General features: G+C 69.2%; 14 protein-coding genes. 2 read left to right on the forward strand and 12 right to left on the reverse strand.

The features are described from left to right. Positions 1–14: 14 nt before the first annotated feature. From GXW71_RS00795 to GXW71_RS00820, 6 genes are all read right to left on the reverse strand, one after another. Positions 15–1,253, reverse strand: coding sequence for an ABC transporter substrate-binding protein (locus tag GXW71_RS00795; RefSeq protein ID WP_246526172.1), 1,239 nt, complete (start codon positions 1,251–1,253; stop codon positions 15–17). A gap of 95 nt (positions 1,254–1,348) precedes the next feature. Continuing rightward, the gene (gene argH, locus GXW71_RS00800; RefSeq protein ID WP_211850367.1) at positions 1,349–2,857 is read right to left on the reverse strand and encodes an argininosuccinate lyase; all 1,509 of its coding nucleotides are present in this window, start codon (positions 2,855–2,857) and stop codon (positions 1,349–1,351) included. 26 nt (positions 2,858–2,883) lie between these two features. Further along, a complete protein-coding gene (locus GXW71_RS00805) occupies positions 2,884–3,597 on the reverse strand; it encodes an amino acid ABC transporter permease (protein ID WP_211850368.1) in 714 nt (237 codons plus the stop codon). Continuing rightward, a complete protein-coding gene (locus GXW71_RS00810) occupies positions 3,594–4,256 on the reverse strand; it encodes an amino acid ABC transporter permease (RefSeq protein ID WP_211850370.1) in 663 nt (220 codons plus the stop codon). Before GXW71_RS00810 ends, GXW71_RS00805 begins: the two co-directional genes overlap by 4 nt. Before the next feature lie 9 nt (positions 4,257–4,265). Then, complete coding sequence (locus GXW71_RS00815) at positions 4,266–5,093, reverse strand: transporter substrate-binding domain-containing protein (RefSeq protein ID WP_211850371.1); 828 nt, start codon at positions 5,091–5,093, stop codon at positions 4,266–4,268. After that, complete coding sequence (locus GXW71_RS00820; RefSeq protein WP_211850372.1) at positions 5,090–6,466, reverse strand: NAD(P)/FAD-dependent oxidoreductase; 1,377 nt, start codon at positions 6,464–6,466, stop codon at positions 5,090–5,092. The genes GXW71_RS00815 and GXW71_RS00820 overlap by 4 nt, the downstream gene beginning before the upstream one ends. A 125-nt stretch (positions 6,467–6,591) precedes the next feature. Here GXW71_RS00820 and GXW71_RS00825 point away from each other — a divergent pair, with 125 nt between their 5' ends. Next, positions 6,592–7,506: a LysR substrate-binding domain-containing protein gene (locus GXW71_RS00825; protein WP_211850373.1), complete on the forward strand. Its 915-nt coding sequence runs from the start codon at positions 6,592–6,594 to the stop codon at positions 7,504–7,506. Between the two features lie 18 nt (positions 7,507–7,524). On the opposite strand, the gene GXW71_RS00830 is transcribed toward GXW71_RS00825, so the two are convergent. Further along, positions 7,525–8,730: an FAD-dependent oxidoreductase gene (locus GXW71_RS00830; protein WP_211850375.1), complete on the reverse strand. Its 1,206-nt coding sequence runs from the start codon at positions 8,728–8,730 to the stop codon at positions 7,525–7,527. 163 nt (positions 8,731–8,893) lie between these two features. Next, entirely contained in the window at positions 8,894–11,296 is a 2,403-nt protein-coding gene (locus GXW71_RS00835; RefSeq protein ID WP_211850377.1) for a membrane-bound PQQ-dependent dehydrogenase, glucose/quinate/shikimate family, read from the reverse strand. A 249-nt stretch (positions 11,297–11,545) separates the two neighbouring features. On the opposite strand from GXW71_RS00835, the gene GXW71_RS00840 reads away from it, so the two are divergent. Beyond that, entirely contained in the window at positions 11,546–13,153 is a 1,608-nt protein-coding gene (locus GXW71_RS00840) for a peroxidase family protein (RefSeq protein ID WP_211850379.1), read from the forward strand. A 39-nt stretch (positions 13,154–13,192) separates the two neighbouring features. Here GXW71_RS00840 and GXW71_RS00845 read toward each other — a convergent pair whose 3' ends face one another. The 4 genes from GXW71_RS00845 to GXW71_RS00860 form a co-directional block, all read right to left on the reverse strand. Beyond that, positions 13,193–13,663, reverse strand: a complete 471-nt coding sequence (locus GXW71_RS00845; RefSeq protein WP_246526173.1) for a DUF1810 domain-containing protein — start codon at positions 13,661–13,663, stop codon at positions 13,193–13,195. Positions 13,664–13,679: 16 nt separating this feature from the next. Further along, positions 13,680–14,144 (reverse strand): cupin domain-containing protein, encoded by a 465-nt coding sequence (locus GXW71_RS00850; protein ID WP_211850380.1) that lies wholly within the window; start codon positions 14,142–14,144, stop codon positions 13,680–13,682. A gap of 325 nt (positions 14,145–14,469) precedes the next feature. Next, positions 14,470–14,874, reverse strand: a complete 405-nt coding sequence (locus tag GXW71_RS00855; RefSeq protein ID WP_211850382.1) for a carboxymuconolactone decarboxylase family protein — start codon at positions 14,872–14,874, stop codon at positions 14,470–14,472. A gap of 32 nt (positions 14,875–14,906) precedes the next feature. Then, on the reverse strand, positions 14,907–16,274 hold the full coding sequence (locus GXW71_RS00860; RefSeq protein WP_211850384.1) for a class-II fumarase/aspartase family protein: 1,368 nt from the start codon (positions 16,272–16,274) through the stop codon (positions 14,907–14,909). Positions 16,275–16,383: the final 109 nt, after the last annotated feature.

Raw genomic sequence — 16,383 nt, forward strand, 5'->3', positions numbered from 1 at the left:
CCTCCGCTGCGCAGTCAGCGCCGCAGCGCCGGGCATTCGCTTTCCCCCGCAGGTCGGAAGGCCTGGTCACCCGGAATGGTCTGCACCACCTCCAGCAGGTCCCATTCGCTGCGTGAGTCTGCGGGGCGCTTGGCGCGCATCAGGTACATGTCGCGGATGACGCGGCCATCCTCCCGGATGCGGCCATTGCGCGTCATGAAGTCGTTGATCGGCAGCTCCCGCATCTTCGCCATGACCGCTCCCGCCGCGTCGGTGCCGGCGGCCTGCACGCCCTTCAGGTAATGCGTCACTGCCCCCCACATGCTCGCCTGGAACATGGTCGGCGGCCGGCCATGCAGGCGCGCGAAACGGGTGGCGAAGGCGCGGGTCTCGTCGTTCTGATCCCAGTAATAGGCCTCGGTGAAGATCAGCCCCTGCGCGGTCTGCAACCCGATCGCCCGGACATTGGTCAAGAGGCAGAGCAGCGCCGCGGGTTGGATGCCGCGGCGGAGCAGGCCGAATTCGCCCATCTGCTTCACCGCGTTGATCAGATCATTGCCGGCGACCGCGAGCCCGACCACCTGGGCGCCCGACTGCGCGGCGCGCAGCAGATGCGCGGAGAAGTCGCTCTCGTTGAGGGGCGCCCGAGTTGAGCCGAGCACCTCGCCGCCGAGCTTGCGGACGGCCTCCGTGCCATTGGCCTCCAGGGAGTGGCCGAAGGCGTAATCGGAGGTGATGAAGTACCAGCGGCGCTTGCCCTCCGCGACCATGGCGGAGACGGTGCCGCGCGCCAACGCGTAGTTGTCGTAGGTCCAGTGCACGCCGTTCGGCGTGCAGCCACGCCCCGTGAGCTCGGTCGTGCCTGCGGCGACCGAGATGTTGATGCGATCCTTCTCCCGCGTGAGCTGCTGCACCGCGAGGGCAACGGCCGAGTTGCCGAGGCCGAATATGGCATCGACCTTCTCCTGGTCGTACCAGCGGCGTGCGATGCCCATGCCGACATCGGGGCGGTTCTGCAGGTCGCCGAAGACCAGCTCGACCGGCGCGCCCAGCACCCGGCCGCCGAAATCCTCGATCGCCATGCGCGCGGCGACGACATCGCCCATGCCCTGCTGGTCGGCGAAGACGCCGGACATGTCGTCCAGCACCCCGATCTTGACCACATTATCGGATGCCTGGGCCAGCACGCGTCCGGCGGGCCAGATCGCCGCGGCGGCGAGCCCGCCGCTGGCCAGCATCAATGTCCTGCGGCTTGCGCCCTCATTGGCACCCATCGGCCCGTTCCCCTTCCCTGATGCCCGCGCTTCGGTGCGGTGCCCTGCACGGCATCATGGGGGTGAACGCGCGGCTGGGGAATAGCAGTGGGTGATCAGCGCCCCGCGAGGGCGCGGACAGCAGCGCCGCGTTCCACCTCGGCGGCGGCGATCCCCGCGCGCCAGCCCGCGGTCAGCGCCTCATCCCTCGCGAGGCTCTCCGCCATGCGCGCGGCCATGCGGCGGACCTCGGCAGGGGCGGTGCCGCCGGTCACCTTGCGCGCCGCGACCGAGCGCACGGGATCGAGCGCCTCCGCCACCGTCTCCGCATCCAGGCCCGCCGCCCGGCCGGCAACCTCCTGCGCGGCGGCATCCACCATCGCGACCGTTGCCTCATGCGCCTGCAGCCCGGCATCCATCAGGTGCCGGACCACGGCGCCGGCCACGTGATGCGCCGTCCGGAAATCCAGCCCGGCGCGGCGCACCAGGGCATCGGCGAGATCGGTCGCGGTTGAGAAATTCGCGCGCGCTCGCGCCAACAGCAGATCCGCCTTCGGCGTCACGGTCGCGGCCGCGATGCCGGCAAGCGCAAGTGCACGTCTGGCCTCGGCCAGCGCCGGCCAGATCATCGCCTGGCCCTCGCGATGCGCATCCAGCGTGTTGGTGAAGTGGCTCGCGCGGATGCAGGCGCCGGCCGAGGCGAAGCCCGCCACCACATGCGCTGCCTTGGCCTTCAGATGCTCCAGCACCACAGGATTTTTCTTCTGCGGCATGATCGAGGAGGTGCCGCAGACCGAATCCGGGAACTCGACCGAGGAGAATTCGTGCGAGACCGCGACATGCATGTCTTCGGCGAAGCGGCTGAGCGTGAGGCTCATCTGCGCGGCCGCGGCGACGATCTCGACCGAGAAGTCACGGCTCGCCACGCAATCCAGCGCATGCTCCAGCACGCCATCGAAGCCGAGGAGCCGGGCAGTGAGCGTCCGGTCCACCGGGAAGGTCGTGGTCGCCAGCGCGGCGGCCCCCATGGGCGAAAGGTTGAGGCGCGGCCAGGCATCGAGCAGCCGCGCCGCGTCGCGCTCGAGCGCGGAGGCGAGGCCGGTCAGATAGAAGCCGAAGGTGATGGGCTGTGCCGGCTGCAGATGGGTGTAGCCGGGCATGACCACATCGGCGAAGGCCGCGCCGCGCGCGATCAAGGTCCGCCGCAGCGCCGTGGCCGTATCCAGCAGATCCAGCAGGATCTCCCGCATGCGCAGCCGGTCGACCGCGGCCGAGAGGTCGTTGCGGCTGCGCGCAATGTGGAGACGGCCGCCGGTGTCGGCGCCGATCAGCGTCACCAGCCGCGCCTCGATGTTGAAATACGCATCTTCGAGCGCGGGATCAGGCGTGATCGCATCAGGCCCTTCCTCGGCGATCTGCAACAGCCCCGTGGCGATGGCGCCAGCCTGCGCCGGCGTCAGGATGGCCTGCCGTGCCAGCATGACGAGATGCGCCGCGTTCAGGGCACCCAAGTAGGGGAAGGTCGCGGCCAGCTCGCCGGCCAGGCGCGGGCCGTAGATATGTTCGATGACCTCCGGGGCGATGCCCTCGGCGAGGCGGCGGCTGACCTTGGACGCGACGGACATGGCGCTTCTTCTTTCGTCGGGGTGGCTTAGACGCTGGAGGGGTCAGGCGCGTGCACCGCACGGGCGCCGCCCTGGGTTGCGAGGCGCCGCTCCAGCCGGCGCGACAACGCCGTGAGGACGGAGCAGATCGAGAAATAGACGAGCAGGATGAAGCCGTAGATCGCGAAGGCGGGGTTGATGCCCTGCATCACCGTGCTGCGCTCGATGATCAGGCCACCTGCCTTGAGGAACTCGGTGACGCCGACCAGGGCGCCGAGCGAGGTGGATTGCACGATGAGCGCCAACAGCCCGGTGAAGGCCGGCAGCAGCACGCGGAGCGCCTGCGGCCAGAGCACCAGCAGGTAGATCTTCCAGGCATGCAGGCCGAGCGCGGTCGCGGCCTCGATCTGGCCCTTCGGGATCGACTGGATGCCGCCGCGCACGATCTCGGCGCCATTCGCCGCCCCCCAGAGCGACAGGCCGAGCGCCACCGCCGGGAAGGGCTGCAGCGGCACGCCGAGGAAAGGGGCGCCGAAGAAGATGGTGAAGATGGTCACGATCAGCGGGATGTCGCGGAAGGTCTCGACATAGAAGGCGACCAGCCAGCGCACCGGCCGGGCACGCACGGTGGCGAGCGTGCCGAGCAGCACGCCGAAGACGGTGGAGGCAAGCAGGGTGACGGCAGCGAGCGAGAGTGTCGCGCGCAGCCCGATCAGCAGCAGCGGCCAGTTCTCGACGAGCAAGGAGAGATCGTGGATCATCGGCGAAACGGCGCCTGGAGCCGGTGCTCCAGCAACCGCACGGCGGCACTGAGCGAAAGCACGAGGGCGAGATAGCCGACGAGCAGCACGGCCAGCATCTCGAAGGCGCGGAAATCACTGGCGATGCGGTCGAAGGCGACGCCGGCCAGGTCCTGCAGCCCGATCGCGGAGACATAGGCGCTGTTCTTCACCAGCGAGACGCCGGTGTTGAGCATGGCCGGCAGCCCGCTCCGGACCGCCAGCGGCAGGCCGACCAGGCGCAGATATTGCCAGCGCGTGAGGCCGAGGGCGCGCGCCGCCTCGCCCAGCCCGGGCGAGACCGCCGCCAGGCCGCCCCGCACATTCTCGACCTGGAAGGCGCCGGCCCAGAGCGTGAGTGCCAGCACGCCCGACCAGAACAGCGACAGGGTCAGGCCGAAACTCGGCAGGCCGAAGAAGATGAAGAAGAGCTGCACCAGCAGCGGCGTGTTGCGGATGAACTCGACATAAGCGGCGATGAGCGGGGAGAGCAGCGGCAGCCGCAGCACCCGCGCGCTGGCGCCGAGCAACCCGACCACGACCGAGAGCAGGATCGCGATCGCGCTCACCTGCATGGTGAGCAGGAGGCCGGCGCGGAGCGCCGGCAATTGCTGCACCAGATAGTCGAGGTCGAATTCCATGCCGCTGGTTCAGCGTGCCGCGGGACGCGGCTCGTTGAAGGCCGCGGTGTAGGGGGCGCGGATCTCGGGCGCGACATGGCGCTCCAGCCATTGGGTATAGAGCCCCTCGGCCTTCATGCGGGCGAGCGCGGCATTGATCCAGGCCATCCACTCCGGCTCGTTCTTCCGCACCCCGACCGCGGCGTCGGAGACCGCGAAGGGCTCGCCCACCAGGCGCAGGCTCGGGTCGCGGGCGGCGATGACGATCAGTGTCGCCGCGTCATGCGCATAGGCCTCGCCGCGTCCCTGCAGCAGCGCCTGCAGCGCATCGGAGGCGGTGTTCAATCGCATCGCGCTGAGGCCGGGCATATTGGCGTCGAACCACAGCGCCTGGGTAGTGCCGCGCAGCATGATGACGGTGCGGTTGCGCACGTCGTCCAGGGTGCGGATCGGGCTGTCGCGCCGCACCAGAAGGTCGGAACCGCCCCAGCGATAGGCGTCCGAGAAATCGATGACGCGGGCGCGTTCCGGCGTGACGCCGAGGGTCGCGATCAGCAGATCGACGCGCCGGGCATTGAGCTGCGGGATTCGATTGTCGGCGGTGACGCATTGCAGCTCGATACGATCGGCGCTGCCGAAAGCCCAGGCGGCCATCTGGCGCGCCATGTCGGTCTCGATGCCCGCGAAGCCACCATCGGAGCCGCGATAGCCATAGGGCGGCTGGTCGCAGCGCACGCCGGCGCGGAGCAGGCCGGCGTCCCGGACCGCCTGCGGCAGCGGCGGCATCTGTGCCTGGGCCACGCCCATACAGAGCAGCAGCGCGGCGCCCGCCGCGAGGGTCCGGCGAAAGAACGTCATTCCTGTGCCTCCTTGCTGGATGGGGTGGTCGCATCACGTCCCGGCCTGCCGAGCCGTTCGCCCATGATCTCGCCCGGGTTCGCGGCGAGGTCGCGCAGGTGATAGGCGGCGCTCGCCAGCGGCACGGTCCAGGGGCCGCGCGCCGGCGCCGGCACGGCCGGGAAGGGAATGTCGGCGAAGAAGGCGCGCCGGTTGGTGCGGCCGAGCATGAGCTGCGCCGCATGCCAGCCGAGGAAGGTCATCAGCGCGACGCCATTGCCGTTGCAACCGGCGGCATGCATCACGCCGTCCTGTTCGGCGATATGCGGGATGCGATCGGCGGTCATGGCCACGAAGCCGCCCCAGGCATGGGTCAGCCGGATCGGCGCCAGCTCCGGCCAGATGCGCAGCATGCGGGCGCGCAGCGCCAGGGCAAGCCGCTCCGGCGCCGCATCCAGTGCGCGGGGCCGGCAGCCGAACAGGATGCGCGTGCCGTCCGGGGAAGGGCGGGTATAGGTCAGTTCCTTGCGGCTGTCGGTGACCATGCGGCGGCGCGGGATCAACCTGTCCATCATGCCCGGTGGCAGCATCTCGGTCGCGATCTGGTAGCTCATCACCGGCAGCACGCGCTTGCGAAGCCAGGGGCTGGCGCCATCGGTGTAGCCATTGGTCGCGAACAGCACATGCGCGGCGCGGAGCGTGCCGCGTTCGGTCGTGACCTGGTGGCCGCCGCCGTCGCGTTCGGTGCCCAGCACCCGGGCATGGCTGAACAGCCTGGCCCCGGCGGTGCGCGCGGCACCACGCAGCGCCTGGTTGAGCTTCGCCGGATGCACGCCGCCGTAATCCTCGACCACGAAACCGCCGTGGAAATAGGCCGATCCCACCTCCTCCCGCTGCTCGTCGCGGGAGAGGATGCGGATGGTGACGCCGGTGCGGGCATGCAGCGTCTCGGCATTGCGCTTCAGCGTGTCGAGATGCGCTGATGTGAAGGCGCCGAAGAAGCGGCCGCAGAGCTGCAGGTCGGCATCGAGCCCTTCGCGCGCCACCAGCGCCTTGAGGAATTCGAAGGTGGCCCTGCTGTCCTCGAGCGCCGCCGCCTGCTTCGCGGCGGGCAGGTCGGCAAGCGCCGCGGTCAGCACCAGCTTCTGCCCGGAACTCACCATGCCGCCCGAGCGGGAGGAGGCGCCACCGCCGAGCGGCCCACCATCCAGCACCACGACATCCGCGCCGCCGCGCGCGGCCTCAAGCGCCGCCGAGAGGCCGGCGAAGCCGCTGCCGATGACGGCGATGTCGGCGCGTTCGGGCAAGGGCGCGTCCCGCGCATCTTCCGGCGGCGCGGCGTCCCACCAATAGGGTGCGGCCTGGAACTCCGGATGGAAGGCGGGGTGCGTCATGCCTGGGCTGTCCCTGCCGGAATGGGATCGGGGTCGCGCATGCCGCCATTGACACGCAACCGACATCATGCCGTCAAATACCTTGAATCGCAGTATCCATGCGGTAGAGGCATGGAGGATCAGGATTGGAGCTCCGACAGGTCGAGGCGTTCCGGGCGGTCGCGCGCTATGGCGGGTTCTCCCGCGCCGCGCGGGCGCTGGCGGTCGCGCAGCCCTCGCTGACCCGCTCCGTCGCGCGGCTCGAGGCAGTGATCGGCTTTCCGCTCTTCCTGCGCGGTCAGGGTGCGGCGCGGCTGACGCCGGAAGGCGACGCCTTTCTGCGCGAAGTGGAGCGCGCCTTCACCGGGCTCGACCGGCTGCGCGTCGCGGCGCAGGACATTCGGAATTTCGGCACCGGCCGGCTGCGCTTCGCCTGTCTGCCGGCGCTCGCGGGTGGGCTAATGGCGGATGCGCTGGCAAGCTTCCTGCAGAGCCGGCCGGAGGCGACCGTCTCCCTGCAGGTCAATCCCTCGAACACGATCTATGAATGGGTCGCGTCGCGGCAGGTAGATCTCGGCCTGGCTTCGCCGCGCAGCGGCTTTCCCGCCGTGGAAGAACAGGAATTCCTCTCCATCCCGGCGGTGCTCGTGGTGCCGCGCGGGCATCCGCTGGCGCGGCTGCGACGCCCCGCCGGCCCACATGATCTGGCGGAGGAGCGCTTCCTGGCACTCAGCCTCGCCGACGGCGCGCGGCATGCGGCGGAGGAGGTCTTCCGCGGCGCCGGCGTCGCCCCGCGGCTCAGGCTGGAGACGCCGAACAGCGAGACGCTCTGCCGCTTCGTCGCGGCGGGGCTCGGCGTGGCTCTGGTCAATCCACTCGTGGTAGCCGATGCCGCCAAGGGCCTAGCCATCGCGACCTTGCCGTTCGCGCCGGAGGTGCGGCTGCGCTACCTGCTGCTGCGCCCGCGCGGTGAAGTGCCGGACCGGCTGAGCGAAGCCTTCGCGGCCGAGCTGCTGGCGCAGGCTGCCGCGCTGGCCGCACGCCCGTCGCGGCGGCAATGACGGGTGCCGTTACCTATCTCATGCTTCGAGATGCTCGGGACGGAAGCCCATCCCGAGCAGCCGCGCCGGAATGCGGCGCAAGGCTGGGAAGCGGCTGAGCAGGCGGAAGGGCAAGGGCAGCTTGCCACCGCCGCCGGCCAGGACCGGGCGGATGATCCTGTCCTGCGCCAGGATCTGCAGGCGCTGGGTCGCGCGTGTCGGCCAGCTCCGCCGGTGCTGCACGCGCCGCAGGGTGGCGATGTCGGGGGCGCCGCTCCGCAGCGCCGGCGCCAGGATCCGCGCCGCGGCCACCGCATCCTGGATGGCGAGATTGATGCCGACGCCACCAATCGGCGACATCGCATGGGCGGCATCGCCGATGCAGAGCAGGCCCGGCCGGCACCATCGTTCCAGCCGGTCCACGGAGACGGTGAGCACCTTCACCGCGTCCCAGTTGTCCAATGCCCCGGTTCGCCCGGCCAGCAGGGGGGCGGTGCGCATCAGCGCCGCGCGGAAATGCTTCAGCCCCGCCTCACGGACAGTCTCGAAGCCGCCCTTCCGAATCACGAAGGCGCATTGCCAGTAATCGCCGCGGTTGAGCAGCACCAGCAGGTGACCGGCCGCGGCATAGCCGAGGACCGCCTCGGGATCCGAGCTGCGTCGTGGCAGCTTCATCCAGAGCACGTCCATGGATGCGCCGAGATCCCGCACCACGAGCCCGGCAGCGGCGCGCAGGCGCGAGTGGCGCCCATCGGCGGCGACCACGAGATCGGCGCGCACGGTCAGCGGGCCGTCTGCGTCCTCGACCTGCACGCCAGCGACGCGCCCCGCTTCCATGACGAGGTTGGTGGCCTCGGCCTGCTGGCGCAGCCGGAAGGCGGGCAGGGTGGCGCCGCGATCCGCGAGGAAATCCAGAAAGTCCCATTGCGGCAGCAGGGCGATGAAGCGGCAACGCACCGGGAGATGGGAGAAATCCGCCACCGTTACCCGCGTTCCGGCGATCTCGACGCCGATCTCCCGGATCGTCTGATGCGGCAGACGCAAGAAATCCTCAAGCCAACCGAGCTCGCTCAGTAGCTCCAGGGTGGAGGGATGGATGGTGTCGCCGCGGAAATCCCGCAGGAAATCGGCATGCTTCTCCAGGACGACGGTGTCGATGCCCGATCGCGCCAGCAGCACGCCGAGCATCATTCCGGCCGGTCCGCCGCCGACCACACAGCAGCGGGTGGTGAGCTCGCGCCCCATGATCCGACCCTCCCTGGCCGGCGTGCCGCCGAGAGGATGGGGCTGGCCGGCTTCTTCTGTGCCTTGCCTCGGAGTGTAGCACGCAATTGCTCTGCTGGAACGAAAGTCGCGGGTCCTGCCAATGCGATCTGCTTTCGCTCCAGATCGCTCGTGCTGCTGCCGTTCACGACCCCCGCGGCAGGGCGAAGGCGATCGTGTAATCGCCGTAGCGGGTCGCCAGCGCGCCATGCCCGCCGGCGGTGATGACGACATACTGCCGACCATCTCGGCCCGTATAGGTCATGGGCGTCGCCTGCGGGCCGGCGGGCAGCCGGTGCCTCCATAGCTCCCGGCCACTTTGCAAATCAAAGGCCCGCAGGTACTGGTCCGTCGTCGCGCCGATGAAGATCAGGCCGCTGCGCGTCACCGTGCTGCCGCCGATATTCGGCACCCCCGTCGGGAGCGGGATGTTGGCCTGGCTGCCGAACAAGCCGCTGTCGCGGGAGGTGCCGAGCGTGACCTGCCACAACAGCCGGCGCGTGTGCAGATCGACGGCGGAAAGCTGACCCCAGGTCGGCGCGCTGCAGGGCGCGCCGAAGACGCCGATCCAAGGCCCGACTGCTGCCAGATAGGGCGTGCCGAGCTGCGGATAGTGTTGCACATCCATCGGCCCGAGCGGCGCATCGCCTGGCTTCTGCGGCGCCGACGCGCGCTGCCCTTCGGGAGATTCGCGGGGCACCAGGCGGATCCGGAAGGGCATGGTCATGGTGTTCAGCACCATGATCCCGCGCTCGGGGTCGATGGCGGCGCCGCCCCAGTCGCTGACGCCATCGAAGGCCGGATGGCCAATCATCTGCTGCAACCCCGGCAGCGTGAAGATGCCCTCATGCCGGCTCCGGCGGAACTCGATGCGGCACAGGAGTTGGTCGATCGGCGTCGCCCCCCAGGCATCCCGCTCGGTCAGCGGTGCCGGCGTGAAGGACGGCATGCCTGTGGAGAAGGGCTGCGTCGGCGCGACCCTGTCCTCGGCGACGCCGCCGGCTTGCGGGGTTGGCCGTTCCTCGACATCGGCGACCGGATGGCCGTCGCGGCGATCGAGCAGGAAGATCTGGCCTGTCTTGGTGGTCTGCAGCAGCGCGGGGATCGTGCCACCCTGGCCATCCGGCAGGTCGACCAGCGATGGCCCGATCGGCAGGTCGAAATCCCAGATGTCGTGATGCACGGTCTGAAAGGACCAGCGCAGCCGGCCGGTTTCGATCTCGAGTGCCACGATCGCGCTGCCGAAGCGCTCGTCGAAGGGGCGGCGACGGCCGCCGAAATAGTCGGGCGTCGGATTGCCCATCGGCAGATAGACCAGGCCGAGCGCCGGATCGGCGGTGAAGGCGCTCCAGGCATTGGGCGTGCCGCGCGTGTAGACCTCTCCCGCCGGCAGGCCGCCGGGGATAGCATCTTCGCCGCGCCCCATGTCCCAGGCCCAGATGAGCCGCCCGCTCGCCGGATCGAAGGCGCGCACCACGCCCGAAGGTTCGTCGACCGCACGGTTGTCGCGGATGCGGCTGCCGATGACGATGCGGTGGTTGACGATCATGGGCGGCGAGGTGGTCAGCACGAAGCCGCGCGGCGCGTCGCCCATATTGGCGGCGAGGTTGATGAAGCCGCGTTCGGCGAAGCCTTCGCAGGGCCGGCCGGTCTCGGCATTGAGCGCGACCAGGCGCGCATCGAAGGTCGGCGAGTAGATCCGATGCGGGCAGTCGCTGTCCGTCACCTCGTCATAAGCAACGCCGCGGCAGACCAGATAGGGATGGCCGGTGCGGTCGATCTCCGGATCGAAGCGCCATTTGACCGCGCCCGTGGTGGCGTCGATCGCCAGTACGACACTGTGCGGGGTGCAGGTGTAGAGAGTATCGCCCACCTTCAGCGGCGTCGCCTCGCTGTGGAACTCGCGGGCATGGCGGATTTCTTCCGCATCGGCGGAATCGCCGCTGCGTGCGATCCATGCGACCTCGAGCTGACCGACATTCTGCGGCGTGATCTGCGTCTGCGGTGCGAAGCGATCCCCGGCCGGTGTACGGCCATAGAAGCGCCATTCATCCTCGTCCGCCAGAGCGGCGGCCGGCTGCGGAGCATTCCTGGCGAGTGGTGGCGGATCCTGGGCGGCGATCTGGGGGCCGGTGACCGCGGCGACGCCGATGATCAGAAGAAGCACCACAGCCCCTCCCGCCGCCACCACGCCCATCGCCCGGCGCGGCGGCCAGCCACTGAGCTTCCGTGTCACCCAGGGCAGCAGGAGGTAGATGCCGAGGACGGTCGGCGCGAGAAGGCGCGGCAGCAAATACCATGGCCGGAACCCGCTTTCGGAGAGCGCCCAGAGCACCGTGCCGAGCCAGACTGCGCCATAGACGAGGAGGCCGGCGCGCTTGCCCATCATGAGGAGAGCGCCCGCGCAGAGCAGGCCGGTCCCGGCCAGCAGATAGTACCAGCTCCCTCCGAGCCAGGCGAGATAGGTGCCGGCGCCCGCGAAGAAGAGGCCCAGCAGCACGACGACGAGGCCGGAGACCAGCGGCCGGGATTGGACGAGCTGGCGCATGAAGGGGCGCTCCCTGAGGATAAGCGATCTTCAGCCCGGTCCCGGTTCCTGGCCTGCGGAGCAACGTGCCCGCGGCATCAAGGGTTTCGGCGCGGGATGTGACCAGCGTCACCGCTCGTCGGAACGGTCACCGATAACGTCCGTGCAGCGGCGGCCGTCTTCCGTTCTGGAAGCAGCTTTCTGCGAGGCGCCGGCTTCGCCGCCGAAATCATCAGTGACCACCACAGCAACCGCTCAGGAGATGGCACGATGTCGGCACCAAAGACCGAACCGGGATATCACGGACACGCTCAGCGGCACGAAGTGCCGCCGCCCCTCGGTCAGGCGATACCCGCCGGGCGCTTCGGCCGCATGTTCCCCGAACTCTCGACCCCGCTGGAGGTACCCGACGCGGCCCTCGTGGCGCTCGGCCTGGCAATGCGGGATGATGATGCCCCCGCCGGCGAGAACTCCGGCAATAACGAGGAGATCCCGGCCGGCTACACCTATCTCGGCCAGTTCATCGATCACGACATCACGCTGGACACGACGACCCTGACCGAGATTGTCGATGACCCTATGGCCGTCGAGAATTTCCGCACCCCGCGGCTCGACCTCGACAGCGTCTATGGCTTTGGGCCGCGGGCGCAGCCCTCGCTCTACGATCGCACCACCAAGGGGATGGGCGGCGATCCCGCGCCGGTGAAGCTGCTGCTTGGCTCGACCGCCATCGGTGGTGCGGAAGCGGCCTTCGCCGGACTGCCGCACGACCTGCCACGCAACGCCCAGGGCTTCGCGATCATCGGCGATGAGCGCAATGACGAGAACCTGCTGGTGGCCCAGACGCATCTGGCCTTCCTGCGCTTCCACAACGCGATGGCTGACCGGCTGGAGGGCAAGGTGCCGCGCGGGCGGCTCTTTGATTCCACACGCCGCGCAGTCGTCGACCTCTATCAGGCGATGGTGTTGCGCGACTTTCTGACCAAGCTCTGCGACGTGAACGATATCGCGCTGGCGGTGAAGCAGCGCGAATTCTTCCGCTTCGAAACCTTCGGCGCTTTCGGCCAGCCCTACATGCCAACCGAATTCTCCGTGGCCGCCTATCGGCTCGGCCATTCCATGGTGCGGGAGGTCTACAGCCACAACCGCATCTTCACGCCGGGCGGGGTGGTCGCCGCCAATTTCGACCTGCTCTTCCAGTTCACCGCGAAGTCCGGGCTGATCGGCACGCCGGGGGACACGCCGGCGAACAAGCCGACCTTGCCCGGCGACTGGATCATCGACTGGCGCCGCTTCCTGCGCTTCGAGGCGCCGCAGCCGCCCGGTCCCGTACCGCTCAACCTCTCGCGCAATATCGACCCCTATCTGGCGAAGGAACTGCATGAGCTCGGCCTGCCGCCGAACACCTCCGGCGCGGCGCCGGATGGCAGCAGCAGCCTGGCGGTGATGAACTTGCGGCGCGGTGCCAAGATGAAGCTGCCCGCAGCGCAGGACATCGCCCGCTTCATGGGCATTCCAGTGCTGAGCCCGGATGAGATCGGCGACGATACGTCGGACGGCAGGGCCGCACGCAAGCACGGCCTGCATCAGCGCACGCCGCTCTGGTACTACATCCTCAAGGAAGCCCGGAAGACGCAGGGCGGGACGCGGCTCGGCCCGCTCGGCAGTCGCATCGTCGCCGAGACCTTCGTCGGGCTGCTCGACGGTGACCCGACCAGCATCCTTGGCCGCGCGCCGAGCTGGCAATTCGGTGATCCGATCCCCGGCCTGGCGCTGGATGGCGCCGACCGACGTTTCACCTTTGCGGACATGGTGATGATCGCGGCCGAGCATCGCGAGAACGGTGCGACCACGGTCAATCTCAGCCCGATCGGCTGACGCGCCGATCCAGGCGCATGCCTGCTCGTCCGGGTGCTCTCACCCGGACGAGCGAGGGCGATCGCCGGCACCGAGAAGCGAGAGCGTCGCTGCGTCGGGCCGGCCATCGCACCAGCGGTCGAGTGCCGCGCTGAAGGGGTTCGCCGCATCCTCCGCCGCAAGCGAGAACAGCGTCATGGAGGAGCGGAACTTCATGTCGTCCGGCAAACCGAAGATCGCGTTGAGCGATCGGCCCTCAACGGCTTGCACCGTCCGCGTGACCAGCGCGAGCCGCGGCCCGAGCACCGGATGGGCGAGATAGGCCCGCGCCTCGTCGAGGGACTGGATGCCGTAGAACTGCGCCATCGACGAGTGGCCGAGCCCGCGTAGCTGCGGGAAGATGAACCACATCCAGTGGCTCCGCTTCCGCCCGGCGCGCAGCTCCTCAAGCGCCATCTCGAAGATCGGCGCCTGCGCCGTCACGAAACGGGAGAGATCGAAAGGATCATCCGGTTGCACGGCAGCCCCCATTCTGCGGACATCCCGGTCAGGCCACCCGCCAGAGCCTGGGAAGCGGGCCTTCCGCACCGAAGACTGGATCGGACTCCGGGACCGGCAGCGTCATGATGCGTTCGATCATGGCCGCCGTCGGGGCCGTGCGGCAGATATCGCCATCCTGGCCGGGCGGATAGGCCCCGACCACCAGGAAGTCGGGGCTGGCATTCAATCGGCAATGGCCGGTGCCCGCCGGCAGAACCACGACGTCGCCTGCCGTGACCTGGACCTCCTGCCCCTTGGGCCCGCCCAGCATCAGCCTTGCCTTGCCGCCGGCGAAGCCCAGCACCTCATGCCCCGCGGTGTGGTAGTGGTGATAGGCATAGACGCCATCGCGCCACTGGGCCGGCCAGCCGGTGCGTTGAAACAGCGCCTCGAACAGGGCGGCGGGATCCTCTCCGGCGACTGGCACGGCGCTGCGATAGAGCAGCACGGGCAGGCGGGGATTGTTCGGCATCCACCCATTCCGGCCCAGCTGCAGCACCTCCGGCATCGCTCCACCGCTTTCGGGCGAGGTCGACGGAGCGGTGAGCCTGGCGTCGATGTCTTTCCGGTCGCTGTCGGCCATCATGCACTCCGCATTCGTATCGATCCCGGTCGGGAGCGGCGCCTGGCCTTCCTGAGCAGGGCACCAGAAGCATCGGCTAACCGGTTGGCCCGGCCAGATGATTGCGGAACGCTGCGTCGATGGTGAAGTTTGCCCGGCTTCCCGGTAGCCCTCGAAAAGGATGCGAATACCGCGGATTCGCTGGGCTTCGGCGGCGGCGCCATGTCCGGGTGGTTCAGCCCTCCAGCCCCGCAATGGTGATACCGCGGGCCTTCAACTCCGCGATCACCTCCTCCAGATGATGGAAAGCGGTATTGGCAGCCGGGAAGCCGCAATAGATCGACTGCTGCAGGAGAAGCTCCTTGATGCCCTCGATGGGCATCCGGTCTTCCAGCGCGGCCCGCACATGCATGCGGAACTCCTCCCAGCGGCCGAGGGCGACCATGGTGCCCATCACCAGGATGCGCCGCGTCCGGTGGTCGAGGCCCGGGCGGGTCCAGATCTCACCCCAGCCGAAGCGGGTGATGAAGTCCTGGAACTCGCGGTTGACGGCGTTGCTCCGGCCGATCGCGCGATCCACATGCGCATCGCCGAGGATAGCGCGGCGCGCCTTCATTCCTGCCTCGTAGTTGTCGGTCATCGACCTCTCCTCCGGATTCGAATGCGCATTGTTCAGGATTGGCCGGTGCCGGCCTGGCGCGACGCCAGCAGCCGGTCGACCATCTGCGGGGCTAGCCCGAGATAATTGGCCGGGTCGCAGTGGCGCTCCACGCCGTCAACGCCGCCGAGTGCCGCGACCACTTCGGGCATCCCGGCGAGCACCTCCGCCAGCCGACGGCCCGAGGTGATCGCGGCGCGGCAGGCGTCATAGACCACGTCATGCGCGTGCTGCCGGCCGAGCGCCGGCGCCGCCGCCATCATCACCGCCTCGGCGACGACCAGCCCGCCGGTCAGATCCAGATTGGTGCGCATGCGTGCAGGATCGACCACCAGCCCGCCCAGCATGCCGATTGCCTGCCGCAGGCAGCCGCCGGCCAGGATGAAGCTTTCCGGCACTGCCACCCATTCGAGGTGCCAGGGCCCGGTCGCGCGCTCGAAATCCTGCACCATGCCCTGGAGGATGAGCCCGACCTGCTGGCGAACCGCGGCGGTGCCGGCCAGGATCAGCTCGCAGGAGATCGGGTTGCGCTTCTGCGGCATGGTGGAGGAAGCGCCACGCCCCTTCACGAAGGGCTCCTGCACCTCGCCGCCGAACTCGGTCGACATCATCAGCATGATATCGGTGGCGAGCTTGGCGAGCGACCCGGTGACGAGGCCGAGGAAGCTGACCGCCTCGGCGATGCCGTCGCGCGCGACATGCCAGGTCATGGCAGGCTGGCCGAGGCCGAGCTCCTCGCAGAAGCCTGCCTGCACCTCGAGCCCGGCCTGGCCGATCGAGGCTAGCGTGCCCGCGGCACCGGCGAACTGCCCGACCAGTACCCGCGGGCGAAGCTGTTCCAGCCGCTCGGCGTGGCGGTCGAACATGGAGAGCCAGATCGCGACCTTGTAGCCGAAGGTGATCGGCAGGGCCTGCTGCAGATGGGTGCGGCCGGCCATTGGGGTGTCGCGGTAGCGAAGCGCCAGATCGGCCAGGATCCCGCGCAGCACCCCGATGTCCCGCCCCACGATGTCGAGCGCGGCGCGGAGCTGGAGCACGCTCGCGGTGTCCATGATGTCCTGCGTCGTCGCACCCCAATGCAGGAAGCGGCCGGCCTCGCCCGCTGCTTCGGAGAGCTGGTGGACCAGCGGCAGGATCGGGTAGCCGACATTCTCCGTCTCGCGCTGCAGGCGCGGCCAGTCGATGGCGAGGCTCTGCGCCCCGGCCGCGATGCCCGCCGCGGCGGCGGGCGGGATGACGCCGAGCCTGGCCTGCGCCCGGGCCAGCGCCACCTCCGCTTCGACATAGCGGCCGATCACCGCTTCGTCGGAGAAGACCGCGCGCATCTCCGGCGTGCCGAACATGTCGCGGAAGAGCAGGCTTTCGATGGGTGTGCTCGGCACGGTCCGATCCCTGATGGCTGGGGTCTCGGCGTCGGTCGCCGCGGGCGGGGGCGCTGCCTTCGAAGCGCCTTGCCACCCTCGCGAAAACGCCACCTCGACTGGAGACGAT

Origin of the sequence: Plastoroseomonas hellenica, assembly GCF_018129085.1 — a bacterium.
Taxonomy (GTDB): Bacteria; Pseudomonadota; Alphaproteobacteria; order Acetobacterales; family Acetobacteraceae; genus Plastoroseomonas; species Plastoroseomonas hellenica.

Bases quoted from the DNA above. Each gene is read 5' to 3' on its own strand.
- GXW71_RS00815 (WP_211850371.1), bottom strand. From the start codon at position 5,093: ATGACGTTCTTTCGCCGGACCCTCGCGGCGGGCGCCGCGCTGCTGCTC.
- GXW71_RS00835 (WP_211850377.1), bottom strand. From the start codon at position 11,296: ATGCGCCAGCTCGTCCAATCCCGGCCGCTGGTCTCCGGCCTCGTCGTC.
- argH (WP_211850367.1), bottom strand. From the start codon at position 2,857: ATGTCCGTCGCGTCCAAGGTCAGCCGCCGCCTCGCCGAGGGCATCGCC.
- GXW71_RS00805 (WP_211850368.1), bottom strand. From the start codon at position 3,597: ATGATCCACGATCTCTCCTTGCTCGTCGAGAACTGGCCGCTGCTGCTG.
- GXW71_RS00810 (WP_211850370.1), bottom strand. From the start codon at position 4,256: ATGGAATTCGACCTCGACTATCTGGTGCAGCAATTGCCGGCGCTCCGC.
- GXW71_RS00855 (WP_211850382.1), bottom strand. From the start codon at position 14,874: ATGACCGACAACTACGAGGCAGGAATGAAGGCGCGCCGCGCTATCCTC.
- GXW71_RS00820 (WP_211850372.1), bottom strand. From the start codon at position 6,466: ATGACGCACCCCGCCTTCCATCCGGAGTTCCAGGCCGCACCCTATTGG.
- GXW71_RS00845 (WP_246526173.1), bottom strand. From the start codon at position 13,663: ATGGGGGCTGCCGTGCAACCGGATGATCCTTTCGATCTCTCCCGTTTC.
- GXW71_RS00840 (WP_211850379.1), top strand. From the start codon at position 11,546: ATGTCGGCACCAAAGACCGAACCGGGATATCACGGACACGCTCAGCGG.
- GXW71_RS00795 (WP_246526172.1), bottom strand. From the start codon at position 1,253: ATGGGTGCCAATGAGGGCGCAAGCCGCAGGACATTGATGCTGGCCAGC.
- GXW71_RS00850 (WP_211850380.1), bottom strand. From the start codon at position 14,144: ATGCCGAACAATCCCCGCCTGCCCGTGCTGCTCTATCGCAGCGCCGTG.
- GXW71_RS00830 (WP_211850375.1), bottom strand. From the start codon at position 8,730: ATGGGGCGCGAGCTCACCACCCGCTGCTGTGTGGTCGGCGGCGGACCG.